Annotated in this window: 20 protein-coding genes and 1 pseudogene; 15 read left to right on the forward strand and 6 right to left on the reverse strand. The window is 74.4% G+C overall.

The genetic code is table 11. The annotated features are described in order from the left end of the window. Positions 1-96 precede the first annotated feature (96 nt). Together ABD345_RS03295 and ABD345_RS03300 are read left to right on the forward strand one after the other, a co-directional pair. Positions 97-1,206, forward strand: a complete 1,110-nt coding sequence (locus tag ABD345_RS03295; protein WP_344550152.1) for a LacI family DNA-binding transcriptional regulator — start codon at positions 97-99, stop codon at positions 1,204-1,206. Positions 1,207-1,378: 172 nt separating this feature from the next. Then, entirely contained in the window at positions 1,379-1,708 is a 330-nt protein-coding gene (locus tag ABD345_RS03300; protein WP_344550153.1) for a hypothetical protein, read from the forward strand. Positions 1,709-1,763: 55 nt separating this feature from the next. Here ABD345_RS03300 and ABD345_RS03305 read toward each other — a convergent pair whose 3' ends face one another. Continuing rightward, positions 1,764-2,054 carry a YciI family protein gene (locus tag ABD345_RS03305; protein WP_344550154.1) on the reverse strand — a complete coding sequence of 97 codons (291 nt, stop codon included), beginning with the start codon at positions 2,052-2,054 and terminating at the stop codon, positions 1,764-1,766. 129 nt (positions 2,055-2,183) lie between these two features. Between ABD345_RS03305 and ABD345_RS03310 the strand changes: the two genes are divergently transcribed. The 4 genes and pseudogenes from ABD345_RS03310 to ABD345_RS03320 all read left to right on the forward strand — a co-directional run bounded on the left by ABD345_RS03310 (position 2,184) and on the right by ABD345_RS03320 (position 8,118). Beyond that, on the forward strand, positions 2,184-4,025 hold the full coding sequence (locus ABD345_RS03310; RefSeq protein WP_344550155.1) for a hypothetical protein: 1,842 nt from the start codon (positions 2,184-2,186) through the stop codon (positions 4,023-4,025). 354 nt (positions 4,026-4,379) lie between these two features. Next, on the forward strand, positions 4,380-7,226 hold the full coding sequence (locus ABD345_RS03315; protein WP_344550156.1) for a cellulose binding domain-containing protein: 2,847 nt from the start codon (positions 4,380-4,382) through the stop codon (positions 7,224-7,226). A gap of 331 nt (positions 7,227-7,557) precedes the next feature. Next, positions 7,558-7,665, forward strand: a pseudogene (locus ABD345_RS40225) (aldo/keto reductase); the annotation flags it as partial. Positions 7,666-7,698: 33 nt separating this feature from the next. Continuing rightward, a complete protein-coding gene (locus ABD345_RS03320) occupies positions 7,699-8,118 on the forward strand; it encodes a (R)-mandelonitrile lyase (protein ID WP_344550157.1) in 420 nt (139 codons plus the stop codon). Between the two features lie 103 nt (positions 8,119-8,221). Here ABD345_RS03320 and ABD345_RS03325 read toward each other — a convergent pair whose 3' ends face one another. Beyond that, complete coding sequence (locus ABD345_RS03325; RefSeq protein WP_344550158.1) at positions 8,222-9,193, reverse strand: acetylxylan esterase; 972 nt, start codon at positions 9,191-9,193, stop codon at positions 8,222-8,224. 117 nt (positions 9,194-9,310) lie between these two features. Further along, positions 9,311-10,102 (reverse strand): FadR/GntR family transcriptional regulator, encoded by a 792-nt coding sequence (locus ABD345_RS03330; protein ID WP_344550159.1) that lies wholly within the window; start codon positions 10,100-10,102, stop codon positions 9,311-9,313. Positions 10,103-10,304: 202 nt separating this feature from the next. Here ABD345_RS03330 and ABD345_RS03335 point away from each other — a divergent pair, with 202 nt between their 5' ends. The 8 genes from ABD345_RS03335 to ABD345_RS03370 all read left to right on the forward strand — a co-directional run bounded on the left by ABD345_RS03335 (position 10,305) and on the right by ABD345_RS03370 (position 21,365). Next, on the forward strand, positions 10,305-11,915 hold the full coding sequence (locus ABD345_RS03335; RefSeq protein WP_344550160.1) for an ABC transporter substrate-binding protein: 1,611 nt from the start codon (positions 10,305-10,307) through the stop codon (positions 11,913-11,915). A 186-nt stretch (positions 11,916-12,101) separates the two neighbouring features. Beyond that, positions 12,102-13,052, forward strand: a complete 951-nt coding sequence (locus ABD345_RS03340; RefSeq protein ID WP_344550161.1) for an ABC transporter permease — start codon at positions 12,102-12,104, stop codon at positions 13,050-13,052. A 2-nt stretch (positions 13,053-13,054) separates the two neighbouring features. Next, a complete protein-coding gene (locus ABD345_RS03345) occupies positions 13,055-15,001 on the forward strand; it encodes a dipeptide/oligopeptide/nickel ABC transporter permease/ATP-binding protein (RefSeq protein WP_344550162.1) in 1,947 nt (648 codons plus the stop codon). Next, on the forward strand, positions 14,998-15,981 hold the full coding sequence (locus tag ABD345_RS03350) for an oligopeptide/dipeptide ABC transporter ATP-binding protein (protein ID WP_344550163.1): 984 nt from the start codon (positions 14,998-15,000) through the stop codon (positions 15,979-15,981). The genes ABD345_RS03345 and ABD345_RS03350 overlap by 4 nt, the downstream gene beginning before the upstream one ends. Next, the gene (locus ABD345_RS03355) at positions 15,978-16,901 is read left to right on the forward strand and encodes a dihydrodipicolinate synthase family protein (protein ID WP_344550164.1); all 924 of its coding nucleotides are present in this window, start codon (positions 15,978-15,980) and stop codon (positions 16,899-16,901) included. The genes ABD345_RS03350 and ABD345_RS03355 overlap by 4 nt, the downstream gene beginning before the upstream one ends. 545 nt (positions 16,902-17,446) lie before the next feature. Next, positions 17,447-18,328, forward strand: a complete 882-nt coding sequence (locus ABD345_RS03360) for an ROK family protein (protein WP_344550165.1) — start codon at positions 17,447-17,449, stop codon at positions 18,326-18,328. Between the two features lie 209 nt (positions 18,329-18,537). Continuing rightward, positions 18,538-19,239 (forward strand): N-acetylmannosamine-6-phosphate 2-epimerase, encoded by a 702-nt coding sequence (locus tag ABD345_RS03365; RefSeq protein ID WP_344550166.1) that lies wholly within the window; start codon positions 18,538-18,540, stop codon positions 19,237-19,239. Positions 19,240-19,553: 314 nt separating this feature from the next. Further along, positions 19,554-21,365 (forward strand): exo-alpha-sialidase, encoded by a 1,812-nt coding sequence (locus tag ABD345_RS03370; protein WP_344550167.1) that lies wholly within the window; start codon positions 19,554-19,556, stop codon positions 21,363-21,365. Between the two features lie 27 nt (positions 21,366-21,392). On the opposite strand, the gene ABD345_RS03375 is transcribed toward ABD345_RS03370, so the two are convergent. The 3 genes from ABD345_RS03375 to ABD345_RS03385 form a co-directional block, all read right to left on the reverse strand. Beyond that, positions 21,393-22,409 carry a hypothetical protein gene (locus ABD345_RS03375; protein ID WP_344550168.1) on the reverse strand — a complete coding sequence of 339 codons (1,017 nt, stop codon included), beginning with the start codon at positions 22,407-22,409 and terminating at the stop codon, positions 21,393-21,395. A gap of 7 nt (positions 22,410-22,416) precedes the next feature. Then, the gene (locus tag ABD345_RS03380; RefSeq protein ID WP_344550169.1) at positions 22,417-23,178 is read right to left on the reverse strand and encodes a FadR/GntR family transcriptional regulator; all 762 of its coding nucleotides are present in this window, start codon (positions 23,176-23,178) and stop codon (positions 22,417-22,419) included. A gap of 174 nt (positions 23,179-23,352) precedes the next feature. Continuing rightward, a complete protein-coding gene (locus tag ABD345_RS03385; RefSeq protein ID WP_344550170.1) occupies positions 23,353-24,792 on the reverse strand; it encodes a sialate:H+ symport family MFS transporter in 1,440 nt (479 codons plus the stop codon). Between the two features lie 135 nt (positions 24,793-24,927). Here ABD345_RS03385 and ABD345_RS03390 point away from each other — a divergent pair, with 135 nt between their 5' ends. Beyond that, the gene (locus ABD345_RS03390; protein WP_344550171.1) at positions 24,928-25,293 is read left to right on the forward strand and encodes a hypothetical protein; all 366 of its coding nucleotides are present in this window, start codon (positions 24,928-24,930) and stop codon (positions 25,291-25,293) included. The last annotated feature ends 34 nt before the right edge of the window (positions 25,294-25,327 follow it).

The raw sequence follows: 25,327 nt of genomic DNA on the forward strand, positions 1-25,327 counted from the left end.
GACGGTCCACCGACCAGGCACCTACGGTGCGGTCACCGATGGCCCCGGGCGGGTGGCCACGGCCTCCCCCACCCCGCGCCAGGAAGGGCGACCGCGTTGCCCCTGCACCCGCTCCCCCACCCGATCACCGCCACCCGCCAGCCGGGCGGCACCCTCCCGTTCCCGACCCCCTGTCCCGAGGCCCCCGCGGACCGCCCGGGCCCGGCGGACGGCTCGCCGGGCGCACCGCCCGGGCCGACGCTGGCCCAGGTCGCGGCCCGCGCGGGCGTGTCGAGCGCCACCGCGTCCCGGGTGCTGAACCGGTCCGCGCCGGTGTCCGCCGAGATCGCGGCGCGCGTCGAGCGCGCGGCCCGCGAATTGAACTACGTCCGCCGCCGGGCGCCCGCCGCGACGGCCCGGGACACCGGGGCGATCGCCGTGGTGGCGTTCGCGGACGTGCTGCGCTTCCACGCCGACCCGTTCCCGGTGCGGCTGCTGGCGGGTGCGCAGCGGGTCGTCCCGGACCGGGAGTTGGTGGTGCTGACCGCGGGGCCCGGCCCGGCCCGGCCGTCGCTGGTGCGCTACCTGTGCGGCGGGCACGTGGACGGCGTGCTGCTGGTCGGGCGCTGGGGCGATCCCGCGCTGCCGGGACTGCTGCAGGCCGCGGGCGTGCCGGTGGTGTCGCTGGGCCGGCCCCCGCAGTCGCAGCGCCTGGCGCACGTGGACGCCGACAACCTGAGCGGCGCCCGGGCCGCCGTGAACCTGCTGCACCGGGCCGGGCGGCGGCGGATCGCCACCATCGCCGGGCCGCCGGACACCGCCGCGGGCGCCGACCGGCTGGCCGGCTACCGGCGGGCGATGGCCGACCAGGGCGACCCGGCCCGCTGCGCGGTGGCGTACGGCGACTTCGGGTCGCGCTCGGGCGAGCACGCGATGCTCCGGCTGCTCGACCAGTACCCGGACGTGGACGCGGTGTTCGCCGCCTCGGACGCGATGGCGATGGGCGCGCTGCGGGCGCTGCACCGGCTCGGGCGGCGGGTGCCGGACGACGTCGCGGTGATCGGCTTCGACGACTCCCCGGCCGCCGCGACGGCCCGGCCGGGCCTGACCACCGTCCGCCAGCCGGTGGAGGACCTGGGAGCCCGGGCGGTGGAGCTGCTCCAGGACCCGACCCCGGGCCGCTCGGTGGTGCTGCCCACCCACCTGGTGGTGCGCCAGTCCTGCTGACGGCCCGGCGTCCGACGCCCGGCGGCCGTGGTCACCGCCGGGCGGCGCGCCGCCGTTACACCGTCACAGTCCGGGAACGGGCCGTTCCGCGCCCCTGTCACGACCCGGCCGACAGCTGCCACAGTGAAACGGTCGAAGGCCACGGGGGCCGGACGGGAACGAGGTTGGGCAGATGAGGACACGTCTGGCAGCAGTACTGCTCGCCCTGGCGCTGGCGGGCGGCGGCGCCACGCTGGCCACCGGCACGGCCGCCGCCGCACCGCGCACCGCCCCGGCCGCCGCAGTAGCGGACCTGGCGCCCGCGGCGGCCCCGGCGGCCGGCCCGCGGGCCCGGGCGGCGGCCGGGGAGCGGACGCAGAGCGTCACCCCGCTGGCGAAGAGCAAGAGCAAGAAAAAGAAGAAGAAGAGTGGCCTGATCGGCTTCCTGGTGGTGGCGCTGCTGGTGGTCCTGGTGGTCGGCGTGGTGCTGTGGCTGATCGTCCGGAGGAACCGGCGCTCCTGAGCCCGGCGGCGGGCGGCGCCACCGGCGGGCGGCGGAGGGCACCGACCGGCGGGCGTCAGGCGTCGGCCAGTGCCTCCAGGCCGGGGGCGGTCAGCAGCGGGGTGAACTCCACCACCTCGTGCGCGGCGACGCCGTGCCGCAGGTACGGGTCCCCGGCCAGCACGGCGTCCAGTTCGGCGCGCGCCGAGGCTGGCACCAGGTAGACGCCACCCACCAGCGGGGTCCGGCGGCCGGCGGCCAGCAGAAGGCCGCGGTCGATCAGGTCGCGCAGCCAGTCCCCGTGCTCGGGGCGCACCGGGTCCACCTGCTGGGGCCCGGCCGTGTAGGTCACTGTGACGATGAACATGGGTGAAGGATAGGTGAGTTGACTGTTCGTCGCGGAACGTTCCGGGGCCCGGGGCGATCCGTTAGGGTCGTTGGCCAATGCATCCGTCCGCACCGGCGCGGGCGGGCAGCCCGGAGGGGAGTGCCGCCGATGGCCCGCTACGAGGTGACCGCGATCGACGTCCGGGGCACGGAGCTCGGTCGCCGCACCGACACCGTCCCGCCCGACCTGGCCCGGACGGGGGCGTTCGGCGACGCGCACCGGGCCGGGTACGTGCTGGTGCGGCACGAGCGGGGCTGGATGGCGTTCGGGCGCGACCGCGAGGGGGACTGGCACGTCCTGTGCGACGGGGCCCCCGAGGAGGCCGCGTACGAGATGGTGCTCTGGTTCGAACTGCTGCACCACTACCCCGGGCCGGGCCGGGACGACCCGGACCACCCGCTGGCCGGCCCCCCGGCGCCGGGCCCGCGCGGGCAGTTGGGCCGGGCCGACGCGCTGCGGCTGGCGGCCGAGCGGGCCGCGGCGGGCGGCGCCGGGCCGGAGGTGGAGGAGCTGGCCGCGGAGCGTTTCGCGGGCGGCTGGTACGTGTACGTGCCGGTGGAGGTGGACGACAGCGACCCGGCGGCCTTCCTGGACTCGCTGACGGTGGGCGCCCCGGTGTTCCTGGTCGGCGACCAGGGGCGGGTCCGGGAGGCGAGCACCTCGCTGCCGCCGCAGGTGCTGCGCGAACGCTTCCGGGCCGAGGAGGCGTTCATCCGCCGCCGGCCCGCCGAGGAGGCGCACCTGGCCGAGTTCGCCGCCGCCTTCGAGCGGGCCGCGCGGGCCGACGACGCGCCCGCCGCGGCCTCGTTCACCGTGGTGGACGACCCGGAGGCCCTCGCCGCCCGGGCCGCCGGGCTGGTCGACCCGATCGTGCAGCAGGTCTCGCTGCTCGGGCCGCCCGGCTGGGACGGCTTCACCGCGGTCTTCTCCTGCGCCGTCGGCGCCGACGTCGCGCAGGTCCGCTTCCGGTACGGCGGACGGGAGGAGGCGGTGCGCGTCCCGGAGAGCCTGGCCGTGCTGGTCCGCCGCCAGCGCCACCTGGCCGCCCGGCTGCCCGCCGGGCCCTGGTACCGGCTGGTCCTGGTCGCCGACGTCGGCCCGGGCGGCGCCGGGGTGCTGACCGACTACGACTACGGGGACGAGCCGCTGCCCGCCGACCAGCTGCTGCCCGCCCCGTACTACCGCGAGGACCTGCTCGCCTACCCGCGCCCCACCGTCCCCGCCTGGCTGACCCGGCACCTGGCCGACACCGACCGCCCGGCGCCCGCATCCACGCCCACGCCCACGCCCACGCCCGCACCGAAGCCCGCACCGACGCCCGCGCCGACGCCCGCGCCGACGCCGAAGCCGCAGGCGCCCCGCGTCGTCGTGGACTCCGAGCGGCACCGCCTGTACGCCGACACCTCCCGGATCAGCCGGGGCAAGGACTCGGTCGCGCTCGACGACATCGAGTGGGTCTCCTACTCGGTCTCCCGGACCGTCACCCACCGGATGCTCTGGATGAACTCGTACACGACGAGGTACGGCTTCGGGGTCGGCCCGGGCGGTCGCGGCCTGGAGGACATTTCGTTCACGTTCCTCCGGAAGGCCGTCGAGACGCCGCCGGAGTGGACGGCGCTGGTCGAGCTGGTGCAGCGGTACGTCGAACCGCGGCTGGTGGAGGAGCAGTTCGAGCTGATCGCCGCCGGGGGAACGTCCGTGATCGGCGAGCTGCGGGTGGACCGGGACGGGATGGCCGCCCGGGTCAACACCGGTTGGAAGGGGCGCAACGAGCTGCTGGCGTGGCCGGACCTGGCCCCGGTGCGGGTGGAGAACGGCATGGTGACGCTGTACCGGACCGGGGAGCCGAAGCCGCTGTTCCACCTGCCGCTGCACCGCGCCAACGTGGTGCTGCTGCCCGCCCTGCTCCCGCCGCTGGCCCGGCTGTTCACCGGCCGGGCGCGCGGCTGACCGTCCGGCGGCGCCCGCCGTCCGAACGGGTTCGCACCGGGCGGCGGGCACTGGTACAAGGCTGTCGAACGACTGTCGAATACGCCCCGGCGGGGTGTCGGGGCGGGCCGCCGCGCAGGTCGCACGCAGGCGAAAGAGCTGTCGAATATCTGTCGAACGCGGGGCCCCGAAAGGTTTCGACGGGGCGTCAACCGCCCCTGGGGGAAGGGTTCCGGGGGGTGCGGGCGATGTAACTTTCACCGCGGGCGCGTCACTGACCTGCGATTTTACACGCTCTCGAAACGGGGTCGTTGTCGGGCGGGTGGACCGGGCCGCTTTTCTGGTCCCCCCACCCGTGACCGAGGAGAGTCCCCCATGACCCCTGTCCCCCTGGAGCGCCGGGCCGCCTCGCGGCCCCCGGTGCGCGGACGCCGGCCGGTGCTGGCGACGGTGGCCGCCGCGGCCGCCCTCGCCGCCTGCGTGGCGACCGCGGCGCTGCCCCAACTGTCGGCCAGCGCGGCCGAGTCGACGACCGCCGCGAGCCAGCCGTACACCTGGAACAACGTGCAGATCGGCGGTGGCGGGTTCATCCCGGGCATCGTCTTCAACCAGGGGCAGCAGGGCCTGGTGTACGCCCGCACCGACATCGGCGGCGCGTACCGGCAGGACCCGGCCACCAAGCAGTGGATCCCGCTGCTGGACTCGCTGGGCTGGGACGACTGGGGCCTGACCGGCGTGGCCAGCCTCGCCACCGACGCGAAGAACCCCAACCGGGTCTACATCGCGGCGGGCACCTACACCAACAGCTGGGACCCGGCGAACGGCGCGATCCTGCGCTCCACCGACCAGGGCAAGACCTGGCAGCGCACCACCCTGCCGTTCAAGGTCGGCGGCAACATGCCGGGCCGCGGCATGGGCGAGCGCCTGACCATCGACCCGAACAACAGCGCGGTGCTGTGGTTCGGCGCCCCGAGCGGCAAGGGCCTGTGGCGCAGCGCCGACTACGGCGTGACCTGGTCGCAGGTGACGGCCTTCCCGGTGACCGGCACCTACGCGCCGGACCCGACCGACACCTCGGGCTACCAGAACGACCCGCTGGGCGTGCTGTGGGAGGTGTTCGACCAGGGCAGCGGCACCGTCAACGGCGTCACCAGGACCATGTACGTCGGCGTCGCGGACAAGCAGAACAGCATCTACCGCTCGGACGACGGCGGCACCAGCTGGACCCGGATCGGCAGCCAGCCCACCGGCTTCGTCCCGCACAAGGCGGTCCTCGACGCGTCCGGCGGCAACCTGTTCGTCTCGTACTCGGACACCGGCGGCCCGTACGACGGCGCGCACGGCGACGTGTGGAAGTACGCGACCGGCACCGGCACCTGGACGAACGTCAGCCCGGTGCCGTCCTCGGACAGCAGCAACAACTTCTTCGGCTACTCGGGCCTGACCATCGACCGCCAGCACCCCAACGTGCTGATGGTGACGGGCTACAGCTCGTGGTGGCCGGACACCCAGATCTGGCGCTCCACCGACTCGGGCGCCACCTGGAAGCCGTTCTGGTCGTACAACGGGTACCCGACCCGGGCCGACCAGTACTCGATCGACATCTCCTCGGTGCCGTGGCTGACCTTCAACGCGAACGTCTCCGCGCCGGAGGAGTCGCCGAAGCTCGGCTGGATGACCGAGTCGCTGGAGATCGACCCGTTCGACTCGGACCGGATGATGTACGGCACCGGTGCGACGCTGTACGGCTCCTCGAACCTGACCAACTTCGACAAGGGCACCAAGGTCGGCATCGCCCCGGTCGTCAAGGGCCTGGAGGAGACCGCGGTCAACGACCTGGTCTCGCCCCCCACCGGCGCGCCGCTGCTCAGCTCGCTGGGCGACCTCGGCGGGTTCAAGCACGACGACCTGACCAAGGTCCCGGCGAAGATCTTCTCCCAGCCGAACCTGACCTCCGGCACCTCGATGGACTTCGCGGAGTCCTCGCCGGCCACCATGGTCCGGGTCGGTGAGACCGCCTCCGGCTCCACCGAGAAGCACATCGGCTTCTCGATGGACGGCGGCGCCAACTGGTTCGCGGCCTCCGCCGAGCCGAGCGGCGTCACCGGCGGCGGACAGGTCGCGATCGCGGCCGACGGCTCGGCCACCGTGTGGAGCCCGAAGGGCACCGGCGTGTACCGCACCACCGGGACGGGCAGCTCCTGGACGGCCGTCACCGGCCTCCCGGCGGGCGCGGGCGTGCAGGCCGACCGGGTCGACCCGAAGACCTTCTACGGCTGGTCCGGCGGCACCTTCTACGTCTCGACCGACGCGGGCGCCACCTTCACCGCCAAGGCGAGCGGCCTGCCCACCGAGTCGGTCCGCTTCAAGGCCGTCCCCGGCACCAAGGGCGACGTCTGGCTGGCCGGCGGCACCGCCACCACCAGCTACGGCCTGTGGCACTCCACCAACGGCGGCACGACCTTCACCAAGCAGGCGGGCGTCGACCAGGCCGACAACATCGGCTTCGGCAAGGCCGCCCCCGGCAAGACCTACCCGGCGATGTACACCTCGGCGAAGATCGGCGGCGTGCGCGGCCTGTACCGCTCCGACGACGCGGGCGCCAGCTGGGTCCGGATCAACGACGACGCCCACCAGTGGGGCTGGACCGGCGGCGCGATCACCGGTGACCCGCGGATCTACGGCCGGGTCTACGTCGGCACCAACGGCCGCGGCATCATGTACGGCGACAGCGCGGGCGGCGTCTCGCCCTCCCCGAGCGCCTCCGCCTCCACCTCGGCCTCGCCGTCCCCGTCGGCGTCCGCCTCGGCCTCCCCCTCGCCGTCCGCGTCCGCCTCCTCCTCCCCGTCCTCCTCCCCGTCCCCGTCCGCGTCCGCCTCGCCGAGCGGCGGCACCTCCTCCTGCGAGGTCACCTACGCGGTGTCCAGCCAGTGGGGCGGTGGCTTCGGCGCCAACGTGACGGTGGCCAACAAGGGCACCACGGCGGTCAACGGCTGGACGGTCAAGTGGGCCTTCCCGAGCGGACAGACCGTCACCTCGCTGTGGAACGGCAGCGTCACCCAGAGCGGCGCGCAGGTCACCGTCACCGACGCGGGCTACAACAAGGCGATCGCGCCCGGGAGTTCCACCTCCTTCGGCTTCAACGCCAGCTGGAGCAGCGCGAACACCGCCCCGACCGCGTTCACCCTGAACGGCACCGCGTGCAGCGTGAAGACCGGCTGACGCGCTGACGGACCCGTCGCCCCCGCCCGGGATTCGTCCGGGGCCGGTCGGGGGCGGCGGCACCACGGCGGAGCCCGGGTCGCCCATGTCTCGTGGGGAGGCGGCCCGGGCTCCGTCGCGTCCGAAAACGCGGTGCCCGCCCGGCGGACGGCGTGCTGTACTCGGCGGATGGCGGACGACGGGGCGGGGCGGGGCGGGCGGCGGGGCATGCCAGGCCCGGTGGCGTGGTGGTGCGCGCGCACGGATGTCGAGTCGACCGCGACGTCCCGGTCGGTCTCACGGCCGAAGCCGTTCCCGTTCGGTGTCCGACGAATCACCACGCTGAACCCTCCCCGTCCCCGGCACCAAGCGCGTCAGCCGCGTCGAAGGGGACACCGCCGCCGACCGGCTCCGGCTCACCCCCGATACCCTGGCCCAGCTCTCCAGCCTGCCCCCGGCCCCGTCCACTCCCGCCCGCACGAAGGAGCACCCCGTGGAGTTCGTCGAACCCCGGCCCACCAGCAAGGGACCCGCCGACCGGTTCAACGGGGACGTCTGGTTCGACGTCATCGTCGCCGGACAGGAACCCTCCCGCCTGTGCGCCAACATGGTGCGCTTCGCTCCCGGCGCCCGCACCGCCTGGCACCACCACGCCGTCGGCCAGACCCTCCACGTCGTGGCCGGAACCGCCCTGGTCGGCACCCGCGACGGAGTCGTCTTCGAAGCCCGCCCCGGTCAGACCGTGACCTGTCCGCCCGGCGAGGAGCACTGGCACGGCGCCACCGAGGAGAACTTCATGCAGCACATCGCGCTGTGGGACGCCATCGCCCCCGACGACGACCGCGACGAGATCACCTGGCTGGAGCACGTCACCGACGAGCAGTACAACGCCCCGCGCACCCGCACCCACTGACCACCGAGCCCGCGCTCGCACTCGCGCTCGCGCTCGCGCCGAGACGACGGCTGCCCTGTTCGAAGGTGGCGGTTCTCCCGCCGGTCGGCGGGGCGGGCTCCGGTCAGCCGATCCGCTCGCGCAGCCAGGCGAGTTTCGCCGCCAGGTGGACCTCGCCGCCGCCCTCGTGGCCGTTGAACTCGTAGACGCGGAGCGCCTTCTCGCCGGGGTGGGCGTGGTAGGCGGCGAAGCAGCCGGAGGGCGGGCAGATCGGGTCCATCATGGCGATGGAGAACAGGGCGGGGGCCTGGATCCGGGCGGCGAGCAGGGCGGCGTCGAAGTAGGCGAGGGTGGCGAAGGCGCGGGTGGTGCGGTCGCGGTGCAGGCGCAGGTACTCGGCGATCTCGGTGAACGGCGGCTGGGGGGCGGTGCGGACGCCGCGCGGGAAGTCGCAGAGGAACGGGACGTCGGGCAGTACGCCGGCCAGCGGGCCGTCCGTGAGTGCGGCCACCGCGAGGGAGATGCCGCCGCCCTGGCTGATGCCGGTGACGGCGATCCGGGCCGGGTCGACCTGCGGGAGGGTGCGGGCGGCGGCCAGGAAGCGGACCGCGTCGGTGTAGACCCGGCGGTAGTAGTAGTCGTCGGGGTGGTCGAGGCCGCGGGTGAGGAACCCGGGGACGGCGCCCGCGGGTTGGGCGGCCGGGTCGTCGGTGCGGCCGGGGGCGGCGGACCAGCCCTGGCCGCGGGTGTCCATCACCAGGTGGGCGTAGCCCGCGCAGGCGTAGGTGAGGTTCTCGTGCGGGAGTCCGGCGCCGCGGCCGTAGCCGAGGTACTCGACCACGCAGCCGAGCGGGCCGCTCGCCCCGGCGGGGAGGTGCAGCCGGCCGTGGACGGGGTGGCCGCCGAAGCCGGGGACGGTGAGTTCGTAGGTGTCGACCAGGGTGAGGCCGTTGGGGACGGGCGTGAGGGCGGGGCGTTCGACGGCCGGTCCGGCTTCGGCGAGGGTGCGCCGCCAGAAGGCGTCCAGGTCGGCGGGCTCGGGGAGTTGGGGCCGGTAGGCCAGGCACTCGTCGAGGGTGAGGTCGGTGAGCGGCACGGGTGTCTCCGGGAGGGGGCGCGGCGGCGGGGAGCACCCGGATCGTAGGTCAGACATCAGACGTCTGTCGACCTGGCGGCGGACTCAAGACCGGCCCACGACCAACTCAAGACCGGCTCAGGCCCGGTTGGCGACGGCCTCCGCGCGGGCGGCGGCGATCCGGCGGCGGACCGGGACGTAGTGCCGCCGGACGGCCTCGGTGAACCGGCGGGCGTCGCCGATCCGCAGCGCCTCGACCATGGCGCGGTGCGCCTCGACGGTGTCGGCCTCGTCCTGCGCGGTGACGATGTTCAGGTGCGGGGCGACCACCGCGTGCACCTCCCAGCAGGCCGAGGAGAGCTGGGCGACCAGCTCGTTGGCCAGCGGTTGCAGCAGCAGCGCGTGGAAGCTGCGGTCGGCCGCCACGATGTCCCGCCCGAGCTGCAGGCGCAGCTCCATCTCGCCTACCAGCTCGGCGAGTTGCTCCAGGTGGACGGGGAGCAGGGCGTCGATGATCCGGGCCGCCATGGCGCGCTCGAACAGTTCGCGGACGTCGACCAGGTCGGAGAGCACCCGGAAGTCGTCGTCGGGGCTGAGCAGGCCGCGGAAGCTGAGGCTCTCCACCAGGGCGGAGAGGCTGAGCCGGCCGACGAAGGTGCCGTGGCCGTGCCGGACCTGGACGATGTCCAGCGCGTCCAGCACCTTGACGGCCTCGCGGACGCTGGAGCGGCCGGCGCCGAAGATCTCGCAGAGCTCGTTCTCGCTGGGCAGCGCGTCGCCCGGCCCGAGCCGGCTCTGCAGGATGTACCCCTTGATCTGGTCGACCACCGACGGCTTCGCCGGGCCGGGGCCGGCACGGAATGCCCAGGTCGGCGGGTTGGCCCGACTCCTGGGGCCGTTGCCGAATCGTGAACCTGCGGCGGTCGTCATCCCTTGACCCTCCCCTGTGGCGGCGGCTACGTTCACACCCTAACAGCTCAGACATCAGATGTCTGATGACAGATGAGCTGCCTCTCTCTTGCTCGAACCTGCTCGTCCCGCCGGGGATTCCGCCCCGGCACCCCCTCGTGGCCCGCCTGTCCGGGCCCGGGCTGACACCCCCTCACTCCGCCCTCCCCCACAAGGAGTTCCCGTGCTGGAACGGACGTCCAAGGAAGTCGACCGCCGCAGCTTCCTGCGCCTGGTCGGCGCCCTCACCACCGCCACCGCGATCGCCGGTTCGGTCGCCGCCTGCGGCGGCCCGTCCTCCACCGCCGCGGGCTCCACCTCCGGCGGCGACGCCAAGGGCGGCAGCGACGGCACCATCGAGGCCGGCATCTCGTACGCCCTGTCCACCGGCTTCGACCCGATGACCTCCTCGGGCGCCACCCCGGTCGCCGCCAACCTGCACGTCTTCGAGGGCCTGGTCGACCTCGACCCGGCCACCCGCGAGCCGTACGCGGCGCTGGCCACCGCGATGCCGCAGCAGGTGGACGACACCACCTGGCGGGCGCAGCTGCGCTCCGGGGCGACCTTCCACGACGGTTCGCCGGTCACCGCCGAGGACGTGGTGTTCTCCTTCACCCGGATCCTCGACCCGGCGAACTCCTCGCTGATCGTGCAGTTCCTCCCGTTCCTGGACACCGTCACGGCGGTGGACCAGAACACCGTGGAGTTCAAGCTGAAGTACGCGTTCCCGCTGTTCGCGACCCGGATCTCGGTGGTCAAGGTCGTCCCGAAGAAGGTCGTCGAGGCGGACCAGAAGGCGTTCGACGCCAAGCCGACCGGCTCGGGCCCGTACAAGGTGGTCGAGGCGACCCGGCAGGACAAGATCGCCTTCCAGCGGCACGACGCCTACAACGGCCCGCGCCCGGCCAAGGCCGCGTCCATGGTGTGGCGGCTGACCTCGGACCCGACCGCGCGGGTCTCCTCGCTGGTGTCGGGCCGGGTCCGGGCGATCGAGGACGTGCCGTACGTCGACGTGGCCGGGCTGAAGGGCAAGGCCGTCACCGAGTCGGTGGAGAGCTTCGGCAACCTGTTCCTGATGTTCAACTTCACCCGCAAGCCGTTCGACGACAAGCGGGTGCGGCAGGCGCTGCACTACGCGCTGGACGTGGACAAGATCGTCGCCACCGCGATGTACGGCAACGGCACCGCCTCCACCAGCTACCTGCAGCCCAGCCACCCGGACTACCACCGGGCGGCCACCGTCTACGGGCACGACCCGGAGAAGGCGAAGGCGCTGCTGGCGGAGGCCGGGGCCGGCGGGCTGTCGGTGACCCTGCTGACCACCAACACCGGCTGGGTGAACGACATCGCGCCGCTGATCAAGGAGAGCTGGGACGCGGTCGGCGTGCGGACCACGCTGGACATCGGCGACTCCTCCGGCCAGTACAAGAAGGTGGACGCGGGCGACTTCGGCGTGATGGCCGCGCCGGGCGACCCCTCGGTGTTCGGCAACGACGTCGACCTGCTGCTGCGCTGGTTCTACGGCGCGGGCGTGTGGACCACCAAGCGCTTCCGCTGGGACGGCTCGCCGGAGGACCAGCAGGTCCGCGGCCTGCTCGACCAGGCCGCGCGGACGGCCGACCCGGCGGCCCGCTCGGCGCTGTGGAACCAGGTGATCGACCTGGTCGCCGAACAGGCCGTGCTGTACCCGGTGGTGCACCGCAAGCTGCCCACCGCGTGGGACGACAAGAAGCTGACCGGCTTCAAGCCGCTGCCCACCACCGGCCTCTCCTTCCTCGGCGTCTCCGCCGCGTAGGCGCTTCCGCTGCGCAGGCGTCTCCGCCGCGTAGGCACTGCGTCTCGTAGGCACTGCGCCGCGTAGGCACTGCGCCGCGTAGGCACTGCGCCGCGTAGGCGGCCGCGCCCGCTCGACGGGCGCCGGGGCCCGGACCGCCGCACCGGGCCGGGCCCCGGCGCTTCCCCTCCTCCCTAGGACTCCTTCATGCTCGTATTCCTCCGGCTCGCGCTGCGGCGGCTCGCGATGCTGCCGGTGATGGTCCTCGGCGTGACCCTGCTGGTCTTCGTGGTGCTCCAGTTCTCGCCCGCCGACCCGGCGTACAACGCCCTCGGCGACGGCGCCTCGGAGCAGGCCCGGCAGGCGTTCGCCGCCGCCAACGGCCTCGACGACCCGCTGCCGGTGCGCTACGTCCGCTTCCTCGGCGACCTGCTGCACGGCGACCTCGGGGTGACCGTGCCGCCCAGCACGCCCGTCTCGGACCGGATCGCCACCGCGTTCCCGCTGACCCTGCAACTGACCCTGCTGGGCCTGGCGATCGCGATCGTGCTGGCGCTCGCCCTGGGCGTCACCGGCGCGCTGTACCGCGACCGCTGGCCCGACCAGCTGACCCGGGTGCTGTCGATCTCCGGCGTCGCCGTCCCGTCGTTCTGGCTCGGCATCGTGCTGATCCAGGAACTCGCCCTGAACCGCTCGATCCTGCCGACCGGCGGCTACGTCAACCCGGCCGACTCGCTGGGCGGTTGGCTCAAGACGATGATCCTGCCCGCCGTCTCGCTGGCGATCCCGGTGGCCGCCGGGCTGGCCCGGCTGGTGCGCACCTCGATGGTCGCCGAACTCGACCGCGACTACGTGCGCACCGCGACCGGCAACGGCCTGCCGCGGGCCGTGGTGATCCGCGGCGTGCTGCGCAACGCGCTGGTGACCCCGCTGACGGTGCTGGGCCTGCGGGTCGGCTACCTGCTGTCCGGCGCCGTGGTGATCGAGACCATCTTCGACCTCCCCGGCATGGGCAAGCTGATCCTGGAGGGCGTCACCGGCGGCGACGTGGCCCTGGTGCAGGGCACGGTGCTGACCATCGCGGTGGTCTTCCTGGCCGTGAACGTCCTCGTGGACCTGCTCGTCCTGCTCGTCAACCCCCGTGTCAGGACGGTGTGATCATGCGTATCGGACTCCTGCGCTCGCTGGCCCGGCCCGGCATCGCCTTCCGGCGGCTGTCGCCCGCCGCCCGGATCGCCCTCGGCGTGCTGCTGCTGGTGCTGCTCGCGGCCGCCCTCGGCCCGCTGTTCACCCAGGACCCGCTGACCACCGGTATGCCGGTGCAACCCCCCAGCGGCTCCCACTGGTTCGGCACCGACCGGGCCGGGCGCGACGTGTTCGCCCGGGTGGTCGGCGGCGCCCGCTACTCGCTGGTGATCGGCCTCGGCGCGACCCTGGTGGCGCTGCTGCTGGGCAGCGTGCTGGGCGCGTTCGCCGCCACCTCCCGCAAGGCGGGTGACGAGGGCGTGATGCGCACCCTCGACGTGGTGATGGCCTTCCCGCCGATCGCGCTGGCCGCCGTCCTGGTGACCATCTTCGGCACCAGCGTGCCGATCCTGGTGTGCACCATCGCCTTCGTCTACGTGCCGATGCTGACCCGGGTGGTGCGCGCCAACGTCCAGTCCCAGTACGGCGAGGACTACGTGGCCGCCGAGCAGGTGATCGGCGCCCGGCGCGGCTGGATCGTGCTGCGGCACGTCGCCGTCAACTGCGCGGCGCCGGTCGCGGTGTTCGCCACCGTGCTGGTCGCCGAGGCGATCATCTTCGAGGCCAGCCTGTCCTTCCTGGGCGCCGGCGTGCAGCAGCCCAACCCGAGCTGGGGCAACGTGCTGGCGTACGGGCAGCAGATCCTGCTGGCCGGCGGCTGGTGGGCCACGCTCTTCCCCGGCCTGGCGATCCTGGTCACCGTGCTGGCGCTGAACGTGCTCGCCGAGGGCCTCACCGACGCCACCGCCTCACCCGCCAAGTCCGTTCCCGTGCAAGGTGGTTCGGAGCCCGCCGCGGTCGCCGTCGAGCCCGAGGACGCCCGGGTCCCGGCCGCGCTGGAGGTGCTCGCCGAGCGGATCGCCGCCCGGCCCAGCCCGGTGACGCCCGTCCCGGCGGACGCGCCCGAACTGCTCGCGGTGCGCGACCTGTCGATCCGCTTCCCCGACCGGTACGGCGAGGTCGCCGTGGTCGACGGCCTGTCCTTCACCGTCCGGCAGGGCGAGACCCTGGGCCTGGTCGGCGAGTCCGGCTGCGGCAAGTCGATCACCTCGCTGGCCGTGATGGGCCTGCTGGCCCGCAACGCCGAGGTCTCCGGCCGGATCGAGTACCGCGGCCGGGACCTGCTCGCCATGGACGCCAAGGAGCGCCGCGCACTGGCCGGCCCCGAGATCGCCATGGTCTACCAGGACGCGCTCTCCTCGCTCAACCCGTCCGTGCTGGTCGGCAGGCAGCTGCGCCAACTCACCTCGCGCGGCGGCACCAAGGCCCCCGCCGAACTGCTCGAACTGGTCGGCCTCTCCCCCGAACGCACCCTGCGCTCCTACCCGCACGAGCTCTCCGGCGGCCAGCGCCAGCGCGTCCTGATCGCCATGGCGCTCTCCCGCGACCCGAAGCTGCTGATCGCCGACGAGCCGACCACCGCGCTCGACGTCACCGTGCAGGCCCAGGTCGTCGAACTGCTGGTCCGGCTGCGCGAGGAGCTCGGCTTCGCCATGGTGCTGGTCTCCCACGACCTCGCCCTGGTCGGCGACCTGGCCCACCGGGTGGCCGTCATGTACGCCGGGCAGCTCGCCGAACTCGGCCGCACCGACGCCCTGTTGACCGACCCGGCGCACCACTACACCCGCGGCCTGCTCGGCTCGGTGGTCTCCCTGGAGGCCGGCTCCGAGCGGCTGCACCAGATCCGCGGCGTGGTGCCCGCCCCGCAGCGCTTCAACTCCGGCTGCCGGTTCGCCACCCGCTGCGCCGCCGCCACCGAGCTGTGCCGCACCACCCCGCCGCAGGCCGCCGACCGCTCCGCCGGACACGCCTTCGCCTGCCACCACCCGGCCGCCGACCGCCTCGAAGGGAGCCTGCGATGACAACTCCGGTACTCGGCTTGGACGGTGTGCACGTCCGCCACCGGGCCCGCAGCGGCGGCCTGTTCAAGCGGGACGCGGTGCACGCCCTGACCGACGCGAACCTCACCGTCGGCAAGGGCGAGATCCTCGGCCTGGTCGGCGAGTCCGGCTGCGGAAAGTCCACCCTGGCACGGGTGTTGACCGGTCTCCAGCGCCCCACCGAGGGCACCGTCTCCTTCCGCGGCGAGGACCTGTGGGCACTGCCCGGCCACCGGCGCCGCCGCGAGTTCGGCTCCAGCGTCGGCATGGTGTTCCAGGACGCCTCCACCGCGCTCAACCCGCGGCTGCCGATCGGCCGGATCCTGCGCGACCCGTTGGACGTCCACCGGCGCGGCACCCCCGCCGAACGCGAGGCCCGCGTCGAGGAGTTGCTCGACCTGGTCGGCCTGCCCGGCCACGTGGTGCGCAACCTGCCCGGCCAGCTCTCCGGCGGCCAGCGCCAACGCGTCGCCATCGCCCGGGCGTTGGCCCTGGAGCCGGAGATCGTGGTCGCCGACGAGCCGACCAGCGCGCTGGACGTCTCGGTCCGCGCCCAGGTCCTCAACCTGCTGGTCGACCTGCGCGAACGCCTCGGCCTGGGCATGGTGTTCATCTCGCACGACATCCAGACCGTGCGGTACCTGGCCGACCGGCTGGCCGTGCTCTACCTCGGCCGGGTGGTCGAGGAGGGCCGCGCCGAACAGGTCGCCGCCGCGCCCGCCCACCCGTACACCCGGGCCCTGCTCTCCGCCACCCCCAGCCTGCTGGAGGACACCGAACGGATCGTCCTGCACGGGCCCGTCCCCTCCGCCACCAACCCGCCCTCCGGCTGCCCGTTCCGCACCCGCTGCTGGAAGGCCGACGACGCCTGCGCCACCGCGTTCCCCGCCCCCGACGGCGACGACGCCCGGCGCTGGCACTGCGTCCACCCCGAGACCGTTCTTCCGAGGAGCACGTCATGACCGCCCGCCGCCCCGCCTTCTCCGGCGTCGTCCCGCCCGTCGTCACCCCGCTCACCGCCGACGGCGAGATCGACACCGCCTCGCTGGAGCGCCTGGTCGCCTTCCTGCTGGAGGGCGGCGTGGACGGCCTGTTCGCGCTCGGCAGCTCCAGCGAGACCGCCTACCTCACCGAGGCCCAGCGCACCCGCGTCCTGGACGTGGTGGTCGGCGCGAACGCCGGCCAGGTGCCGGTGATCGCCGGCTGCATCGAGACCACGACCAACCGGGTGATCGAACGGGCCCTGATCTCCCGCGAGTCGGGCGCGGACGCGGTGGTCGCCACCGCGCCGTTCTACACCCGCACCCACCCCGTGGAGATCGAACGGCACTTCCGCGAGATCGCCGCCGCGGCCGAACTCCCGCTGTTCGCCTACGACATCCCGGTCTGCGTGCACAACAAGCTGGACACCGCGATGCTGCTGCGACTGGCCGCGGACGGTGTGCTGGCCGGGGTCAAGGACTCCTCCGGCGACGACGTCGCCTTCCGCTACCTGTGCCTGGGCGCACGGGAGTTGCCCGACTTCGCGGTCCTCACCGGCCACGAGGTGGTGGTCGACGGCGCCCTGCTCGGCGGCGCGGACGGCGTCGTCCCCGGCCTCGGCAACGTCGACCCGCACGGCTACCGCCGCCTCGCCGACCACGCCGCCGCCGGCGACTGGGCCGCCGCCGCCGCCGAACAGGACCGGCTGGCCCGGCTGTTCGAGATCGTCACCGTCGCGAAGGACACCTCCGGCACCGCCGCCGGCCTGGGCGCCTTCAAGACCGCGCTGATGCTGCGCGGCATCATCACCACCAACACGATGAGCACCCCCATGGCCCCCTACGACGCCGAGCAGACCGCCGCCGTCGCCACCCTCCTCGACCGGGCCGGGCTGCGATGACCTCCGACACGGAACCCGCCCCCGCCGGCGCGGCAGGACCGGACAGCGCGGCGGATGCCGCGAGTGCCCCGGCCGTCGCGGGCGACACGGGCGTCGCGGGCCCGGGCCGTTCCGGCGGCGGGGCGCGACCAGGGCCGGAAGCCTCCGGCGGTGGAGCACCGGGACGGAAAGCCTCCGGCCGACCGGCAGACCCGGGCAGCGCGGCAGATGCCGCAGATGCCGTAGGCGTCGCGGGCCCGGGCCGTTCCGGCGGCAGGGTGCGACCAGGGCCGGAAGCCTCCGGCGGTGGAGCGCCGGGACGGAAAGCCTCCGGCGGTGGAGCGCCGGGACGGAAAGCCTCCGGCCGACCGGCAGACCCGGGCAGCGCGGCAGGTGCCGCGAGTGCCCCGGCCGTCGCGGGCGTCGCGGGCCCGGGCCGTTCCGGCGGCGGGGTAGGCGTCGGCAGCGCGACACCGCTGCAGCGCACGCCCGTCGCGTCGTCCTCCCGGGCCCGGCCGGTCTCCGCCGCCACCAACGCCGACCGGTCCGGCCCGTTCGTCGCCGGGGTGGACATCGGCGGGACGAAGACCTCCGCCGCGCTGGTCGGGCCGGACGGTGCGGTCGGGCCGGTCGTCACCGTGCCCACGCCCGCCGCCGAGGGGCCGGGCGCCGTGCTGGCGGCGGTCGCCGGGGCGGTGCGGGCCCTCGGCGGCGCGCCGGTCGCGGTCGGGGTCGGCAGCGCCGGAGTGATCGACCCGGTGCGCGGGTGCGTGCTCTCCGCGACCGACGCGATGCCGGGCTGGGCGGGCACCGAACTCCGCAGCAGGCTCAGCGAGTTGCTCGACCTCCCGGTCGCCGTCGACAACGACGTGCACGCGCACGCGCTCGGCGAGGCGTGGACGGGGGCCGCCCGGGGCGCCCGCTGCGTGCTGCTGGTCGCGGTCGGGACGGGCGTCGGCGGCTCCCTGCTGATCGACGGTCGGGTCCACCACGGTGCCCGGCAGGTCGCCGGGCACCTCGGCCACCTCGCCGTCCCCGACGCCACCGGCCTGCCCTGCACCTGCGGCGGCACCGGCCACGTCGAGGCGGCCGCCGCCGGGCCCGCCCTGCACGCCGCGTACCGCCGCGCGGGCGGCTCCCCGGACGTCCCCGATCTGCGGGCCGTCGCCGCCCTGGCCGCACAGGGCGACCCGCTCGCCGCCGACGTGCTGGCCGCCGGCGCCCGCGCCCTCGGCCGGGCGATCGGCGGCCTCGCCAACGTCCTCGACCCCGAGCTGGTCCTGATCGGCGGCGGGGTCGCCCACTGCGGCCCCGCCTGGTGGGGCCCGCTGCGCGCCGCCTTCGCTGCCGAGCTCCTCCCCCCGCTCGCCGAACTCCCGCTCACCCCCTGCGCCCTGGGCCCCACCGCCGCGATCGTCGGCGCGGCCCGCCTGGCCGTAGCGGGCTAGGCACGGGAGCGCGCCACCAGGGGCTCGGGGAACGGCGAGCCCGGGTCTGCTGCGGGTTCACTGCCGGAGCGCGCATCGGCTTCCGGTTCCGTTCAAGACCCGCAGCAGCACGAACCCCCGATGGGCTCCGGCCGTCAGCAGCATCGACCCGCCGTTCCCCGGGCCCCTGATGATGCCTTCCCACCGTTCCCTCTTACTGGAGACTGCCCATGGCTTCGCATCAACTCCCTTCCCCCGTCGAAAGGTTGCGCGGTCGTCTGATCGTCTCCTGCCAGGCGTACCCCGGTGAGCCGCTGCGCGACCCGGACGCGATGCGGCGGATGGCGCTCGCCGCGCTGGAGGGCGGGGCGGCCGGCATCCGGGCCCAGGGGCTGGCGGACCTGCGGGCGATCCGGGCGGCGACGGACGTTCCGCTGATCGGGCTGTGGAAGGACGGCGCCTCGGGGGTGGTGATCACGCCGACCGCCGAGCACGTCCGGCAGGTCGCGGCGACGGGGGCGCAGGTCGTGGCCCTGGACGCGACCTCCCGGCCCCGGCCGGACGGGCGGCCGCTCGCCGAGTCGTTCGCGGCCGCCCGCGAGGCGGGCGCGCTGGTGATGGCCGACGTCGCCACCTTCGAGGAGGGCCTGCGCGCCGCCGAGTTGGGCGCCGACCTGGTGGGCACCACGCTGTCCGGCTACACCGACGACTCCCCCCGCCTGTCCGGCCCGGACCTCGACCTGGTGGCCCGGCTCTCCGCCGCCCTGCCCCTGCCCGTGGTCGCCGAGGGCCGGATCCACTCCCCCGCCCAGGCTCGCGCCGCCCTGGAGGCCGGCGCCTTCGCGGTCGTGGTGGGCACCGCGATCACCCATCCGACCACCCTGACCCGCTGGTTCGCCGCCGAGGTCGGCGCCGCGCACCGCCACGGATAGCCGCGCCCTCCCGGTCCCGCTCCACCCCCGGGAGTCCGGGCGTTCCGGCAGCATGACCGCGCAGCGCACGGCGCTCCGCCGGCGGGCGCGGACGGCTCTGCCCGCTTTTCCCACGCCCGCCAGGGCCTACCGCCCGAGACATCAGATGTCTTACGTCAGACCCCTTGACCGTCACCCCGCGCGCTCCCTAGGGTCACTGACCAGACATCAGATGTCCTTGCTCCGATGTCTCGGCTCCCCGCCCGTCCGCCGGCGCCCCCACGCACCACAGCCGGCCGGCGCGGCATCCCCCTCGGACGATTGCGAGCACCTCCGTGGCCCTGTCCCCTCCGCACGCCCGCGCCCTCCTCTCGGTCGGCGCCCTCACTCTCGCCGCGCTCCCGCTGGGCGTCGGCGGCGCGTCCGCCGCCGTCCCGGCCGGCCAGTCGGCCGTGGTCAGCCAGGACTGCGCCTCCGGCGGCCGGATCCAGCAGACGGTGGTGAACAACACCGCCGCCCCGACCACGTTCACCCTGACCTGGCCGGGCAACGGCAGCTGGACGGCGACCGTCGCGGCCTTCGACTCCTCGCACTTCTACTTCACCAAGCCGTCCGGCACGGCCTACACCTTCCGCACCACCACCCCGCAGGGCTACGACAGCACCGTCAGCGGCACCCTGGACTGCACGAACGCGCTGGCCGCGAACGTCAGCCTGGAGTGCCCGCGGAACGCCGACGGCTCGCTGCCCGCGAGCCACCGCCTGCGGGTGACGCTGGACAACCGGACCTCCGCCGCGCAGACCTTCACCGTGGCCTGGCCCGGCCGGGCCTACTCGCCCTGGACGGTGACCGTCCCGGCGATGTCCGGTGACTCCTCGCTGTACTGGACCCTGCCGAACGGCACCCCGTACACCTTCAACCTGTCGGCGGCCGGGAGCAGTTGGACCGACACCGAGTCCGGCACCGCCAGCTGCGGCCTGGCGCCGGGCACCCCGGGGATGAACGCGCAGACCGTGCTGACCACCGCCACCCCGATCAGCGGCGTCAACACCCTTGCCGCCGACGGGGTCTCGTACACCACCACGACCACCACCGCGAAGTCGGTGCGGATCCCGGCGCTGGCCCAGACCGCGTCCGGCACGGTGATCGCCACCGCCGACGCCCGGATCGACGGCGGGGCCGACCTCGGCGGCGGGACGAACAACATCCAGGTGGCGATGGTCCGTTCGACCGACGGCGGGGTGACCTTCTCCGCGCCGCGGATCATCGCGCACCCGGCCACCACCAAGGAGGGCTACGGGGACTCCAGCCTGCTGGTGGACCGGACCACCGGCCGGGTGTTCTGCTTCTTCACCTACGCGCCCAAGGTCGGCGTCGGCTACTACGGCTCCACCGCCGGGGACACCTCGGCCGCCTCCACCACCAACACCCACGTCAGGTACGTCACCTCGGACGACGACGGCGCCACCTGGAGTGCCCCCGTCGACCTCAACCCGTCCGTGAGGGACGCGAGTTGGGCGGGCATGTTCGCCTCCTCCGGGCACGGCGTGCAGCTCGCCTCGGGCCGCCTGGTGCAGCCGATGGTCTACCACGACGCGGCGGGCGACCACGCGGCGAACCTCTACTCCGACTACCACGGCGCGAGTTGGCACGCGGGCGGCTCGGCGGCCACCGGCGTGAACGAGTCCAAGGCGATCCAGCGCGGCACCGGCAAGGTCGTCCAGAACATGCGCTCCAACGCGGGCGGCAACCGCTGGTACGCGACCACCACCGGCGGCACCGACGTCGCCGGGACGTTCGGCACCGCGTGGAACTCCGGCCTGCTGGACCCGGGTTGCAACGGTGACGAGATCTCCTACCTGCGCCCCACCGACACCGACGCGGCCGGCCGCCCGCTGCTCAGCTCCACCGCCGTCCTGTCCAACACCGCCACCGCCGACAACGCCACCCGCCAGGACCTCACCGTCCGGATCAGCCAGGACGACGGCGCCAGCTGGCCGCACCGCGCCCTGCTCAAGGCCGGCCCGAGCGGCTACTCCAGCGCGGCGGTGCTGAACGACGGCACGGTGGCCGACCTGTACGAGATCGGCGGCACCGGCGGCATCGTGTACACCGCCTTCACCACCGCCTGGGTGAACGGTTCCTGACTGCCCGTCGGATAAGGGACCGGGGGCCTAGAACGGGGGGCTCTCGGTCCCGGTCCGCTGCGGCTCCGGGGGCTCGGAGTGGAGCAACGCCTCCAGGGAGCCTCGGAGCGCGGCGGCGCCGTCGTTGTAGGCGTCGATCCCCCGCATCCACGGCAGCGGCGCCATCAGCCGGGCCGTCTCCTCGGTCGCGTGCTCGTCCAGTACGGCGCGCAGGTCGCCGGGAGCAGGGGCGTCGACCAGGTGCAGCCAGCCCAGCGCGGCGCTCACCCGGACCACGGGCGGGAGCGTGGGATCCGACCACAGCGACCGCGTCCACGCCGCGCCCCCGGGGTCGGGGTGCTCGACGGCCAGTTGCGCGACCGCGAGCACCAATCCGGCGGCCACGGGATCGTCCTCGACGCGCAGGTGCGCGTGCGGGGCGGCGCGGATCCCGCCGACCCGCCCGGACGCGGCCGCTCCCGCGTAGGCCGCCGCGACGCGCACCTCGGGGTCGGGGTCGTCGAGCAGGGCCGTGACCAGGTCGGCGTCGGCGGCGATCGCGGCCCGGGCCGCCTCGATCCCCCACGTCCCGAGGTAGCCGCTCGGTTCGTAGCACCACCCGTCCTCGATGAGGTGCAGCGGTCCGTGGGGGAAGCGGCCGTCGTAGCGCCGCGTCCACTGCGCGACCCCTGCGGCCAGTTCCAGCGCGCGGGCGCGCTGGTGACCGCCGGGGTCGGCCGCGACGCGGAGGAGGAACGGAACGGCCAGGGCCGCCACCGACCATGCGCTGTCGGCCAGTTCACTGCTCACGCCGTGCAGCCCTCGCCAGACCTGCTCGGGGTCGGCGGAGCGCAGCCGCGCCACGTCGTCCCGGGTCTCGGGGCCGCGCGGGAAGCGCTCCCAGGGGAGGTCGTCGTACGCGAAGGCGTCCTTGCGCTCCCGGGAGAACGCGGCGAGCACGGCGCGGACGTCGAGCGGGCCGCCCGCCTGTTCCAGCGGGTCACCGTCGATGAAGGCCCGGACGACCGCCTGGTAGGCCGGGTCGTCCTGCCATCTCTTGCCCAAAGTGCCGTCAACTTCCGTTCTGCGCGGCGGCCTTGGCGTTGCGTTCGCGGGCGGCGGCGATCCGGCGGCGGGCCGGGCGGTAGTGGGCCTCGACGGCGCGGTCGAAGGCGGTGGGGTCGCCGGCGCGGACGGCGGCGACCACGGCGCGGTGGGCGTTGACGGTGTCGAGTTCGTCCTGCTTGGTGATGACGTGCAGGTGGGGGGCGACGATGCCGTAGACGTCCCAGCAGGCGGAGGAGAACTGGCTGATGATCTCGTTCTTGAGCGGTTCGACCAGCAGGGCGTGGAAGCGGCGGTCGATCGCGATGACCTCCTGGCCGGCGGCCAGTCCGGCCTCCATCTCGTCGACGAGTTCTTCGAGGGCGGTGAGGTGGTCGGCGTGCAGGGTGTCCAGGATCCGCTGGGCCATGCCGCGTTCCAGCACCTCGCGGACGTCGACGAGTTCCTCCAGCACCTTGAAGTCGTCGTCGGGGCTGAGCAGTCCGCGGAAGGTGAGGCCCTCGACCAGGGCGGACATGCTGAGCCGGCCGACGTAGGTGCCGTGGCCGTGCCGGACCTCGACGATGTCGAGCGCGTCGAGGGTCTTGACGGCCTCGCGGACGCTGGAGCGGCTGGCGCCGAGCGCCTCGCACAGTTCGCCCTCGCTGGGCAGCAGGTCGCCGGGGCGCAGCCGGTTGTCGATGATGTAGCGCTTGATCCGCTCGGCCACCTCGTGCCGGCGCAGCGGACGCGGCGACGCGGCGCCCTTGGTGCGGATGGTCTCGGCCACCGGTGCTGTCCCCACTTCTCCGCCTCCCGGCGCGTTCCGCCGGGTGTTCCACCGCGTGGCGTCGGGCCACGGGGGGCTGCCAGCGTACCAGTCCGGTCCGCGGACATCCGATGTCTGACCAGCAGGCGGGAAGCGGGCGGCAAGGGCCGGAACGGCGGTCGGGACGGGCGGCGGTCAGGACGGGCGGCGGTCGGCGAGCCGGTGCAGGCGGCCGGGGACGTCCAGGCCGATCAGCAGGATGACGACCAGGCTGAGGCCGAAGGTCAGCACGGCCAGCGACTGGCCGAGCGGGCGGCCCTCGGCGAGGCGGGCGCCGAGCAGCGGGGCGACGGCGCCGCCGAGCGCGCCGACGTTGTAGACGAAGCCGAGTCCGGAGGCGCGGCGTTCGACCGGCAGCTGGCCGCCGAGGTAGCGGGGCAGCAGGCCGGAGATGCCGAAGCTGGTGGCCTGGAGCAGGAACAGCAGGACGCCGAGCAGCAGCAGGTCGTCCTGGACGGCGAAGACCGGGAAGACGAAGGCGAGCGAGGCGGCGAGGGTGAGCGCGTACGCCTTGGCGGGGCCGAGGCGGTCGCCGGTGAACCCGGCCAGCACGCAGCCGGCGGCGGTGCCGAACCCGGCCCAGAACAGCACGTCCCGGACCTGGTCGGCGCCGTAGTGCAGTTCGGTCTTGAGGTAGGTGGGCAGCAGCGCCTGGATCGGCCAGGTGTACAGGAACCCGGCGAACACGGTGGCGGTCAGCGCGAGGTAGAGCACCCGGTGGTCGGGGCTGCCGAGCCGGACGGCCAGGGTGCCGAGGGCGGCGGCGGCGAGCAGGGCGAGCGTCCAGGCGGTGGCGGCGGTCGGGGCCCGGCCGGTGAACAGGGCCAGCAGGGCGGCGAAGGCGCCGGCCGCGAGGGCGAGGTGGAGGGCGGCCCGGCGCGGCGAGGGGGTGCCGTCGGGGCGGGTGAACAGCGGGCGGAACGGGTTGGGGCGGGTCGCGGTCTCGGCGATCGCCTCCTCCCAGTCGTCGGCCTCGGGCAGGGCGCGGCGCATCCAGAGCGCGAACAGGGCGGGCAGCACGCCGAGGTAGAACATCCAGCGCCAGCCGAGCGCGGGCACCACCTGGCTGTAGACCTGGGCGGCGAGGACGGTGCCGATCGAGTAGCCGGAGATCAGGAAGCCGCTGGCCCGGCCGCGCATCCGCTCCGGCCAGCTCTCCATCACGTAGGTGGCGCTGGCGCTGTACTCCCCCGCCATCCCGAGCCCGACCACCAGCCGGGCGGCGTACAGCGTGCCGTAGCCCTGGGCGAGGCCGCAGGCCAGGGTGCCGAGGGAGAACAGCAGGATGCTGGCGGTCATCGCGGCCCGCCGCCCGTGCCGGTCGCCCAGCGCGCCGAGCAGCATGCCGCCGAGCCAGCGGCTGACGAACGCGGCCGAGACCAGCGAGGCGGCCCGCACGGCGTCGAGTCCGAACTCGGCCCTGACCTCGGTGAGGACGAGGGTGATCAGGACGAAGTCGAAGCCGTCCAGCACGTAGCCGCCCCAGGCGGCGGCGAACGCCGTCCAGCCGCGCCGGCCCACCTGCCGGTACCAGCGCTCCGGCCGGGCTTCGCTGCTTCGCGGCGGTCGGTCCATCGCGGCAGGATATCCGGAGGCCCGGATTCCGATCGAGGCCGGGCCGGGCCGGACTGAGTCGGGCCGGCCCGGGTCGACGGCGCCGACCCGGCCGCCGGGGGCGCTGCCCACACCGAACGCGCTCCGCGCACCCGGGTGGAAGGACCCGACCCGCCGATCCGCACCTCCCGCGTCACGGCGCTGATCAGCCGGGACGGCGGCCGCCGGGCGGTGCTGGGCGCGGCCCGCCCCAGCTCCGGCACCCGGCCGAGCAGCAACGTCATGACCCTGGCGGTGCGGGACCTGGAGCCGGGTGAGGCGGTGCTGCCGACCACCTACCGCTCGGACGGCACGACCGTCGCCACGGCCGCGCCCTTCCAGGAGACCTCGGTCGCGGCGGCCGACGGCGCCGAACTGCTGGAGGAGCTCTGGTCCGCGCTCGACCCCCGGTTCCGGGTCGCCGCGGTCGTCCTGGACCCGGAGCGGGGGCCGGTCCCGGCCCTGCGGCGCAGCTCCTCCTGAGCGTCCCCCGTGGCGGGGGGCCGGCTCCCGCCAC

The sequence above is a fragment of the Kitasatospora saccharophila genome, assembly GCF_039529925.1.
GTDB classification, from domain to species: Bacteria; Actinomycetota; Actinomycetes; order Streptomycetales; family Streptomycetaceae; genus Kitasatospora; species Kitasatospora saccharophila.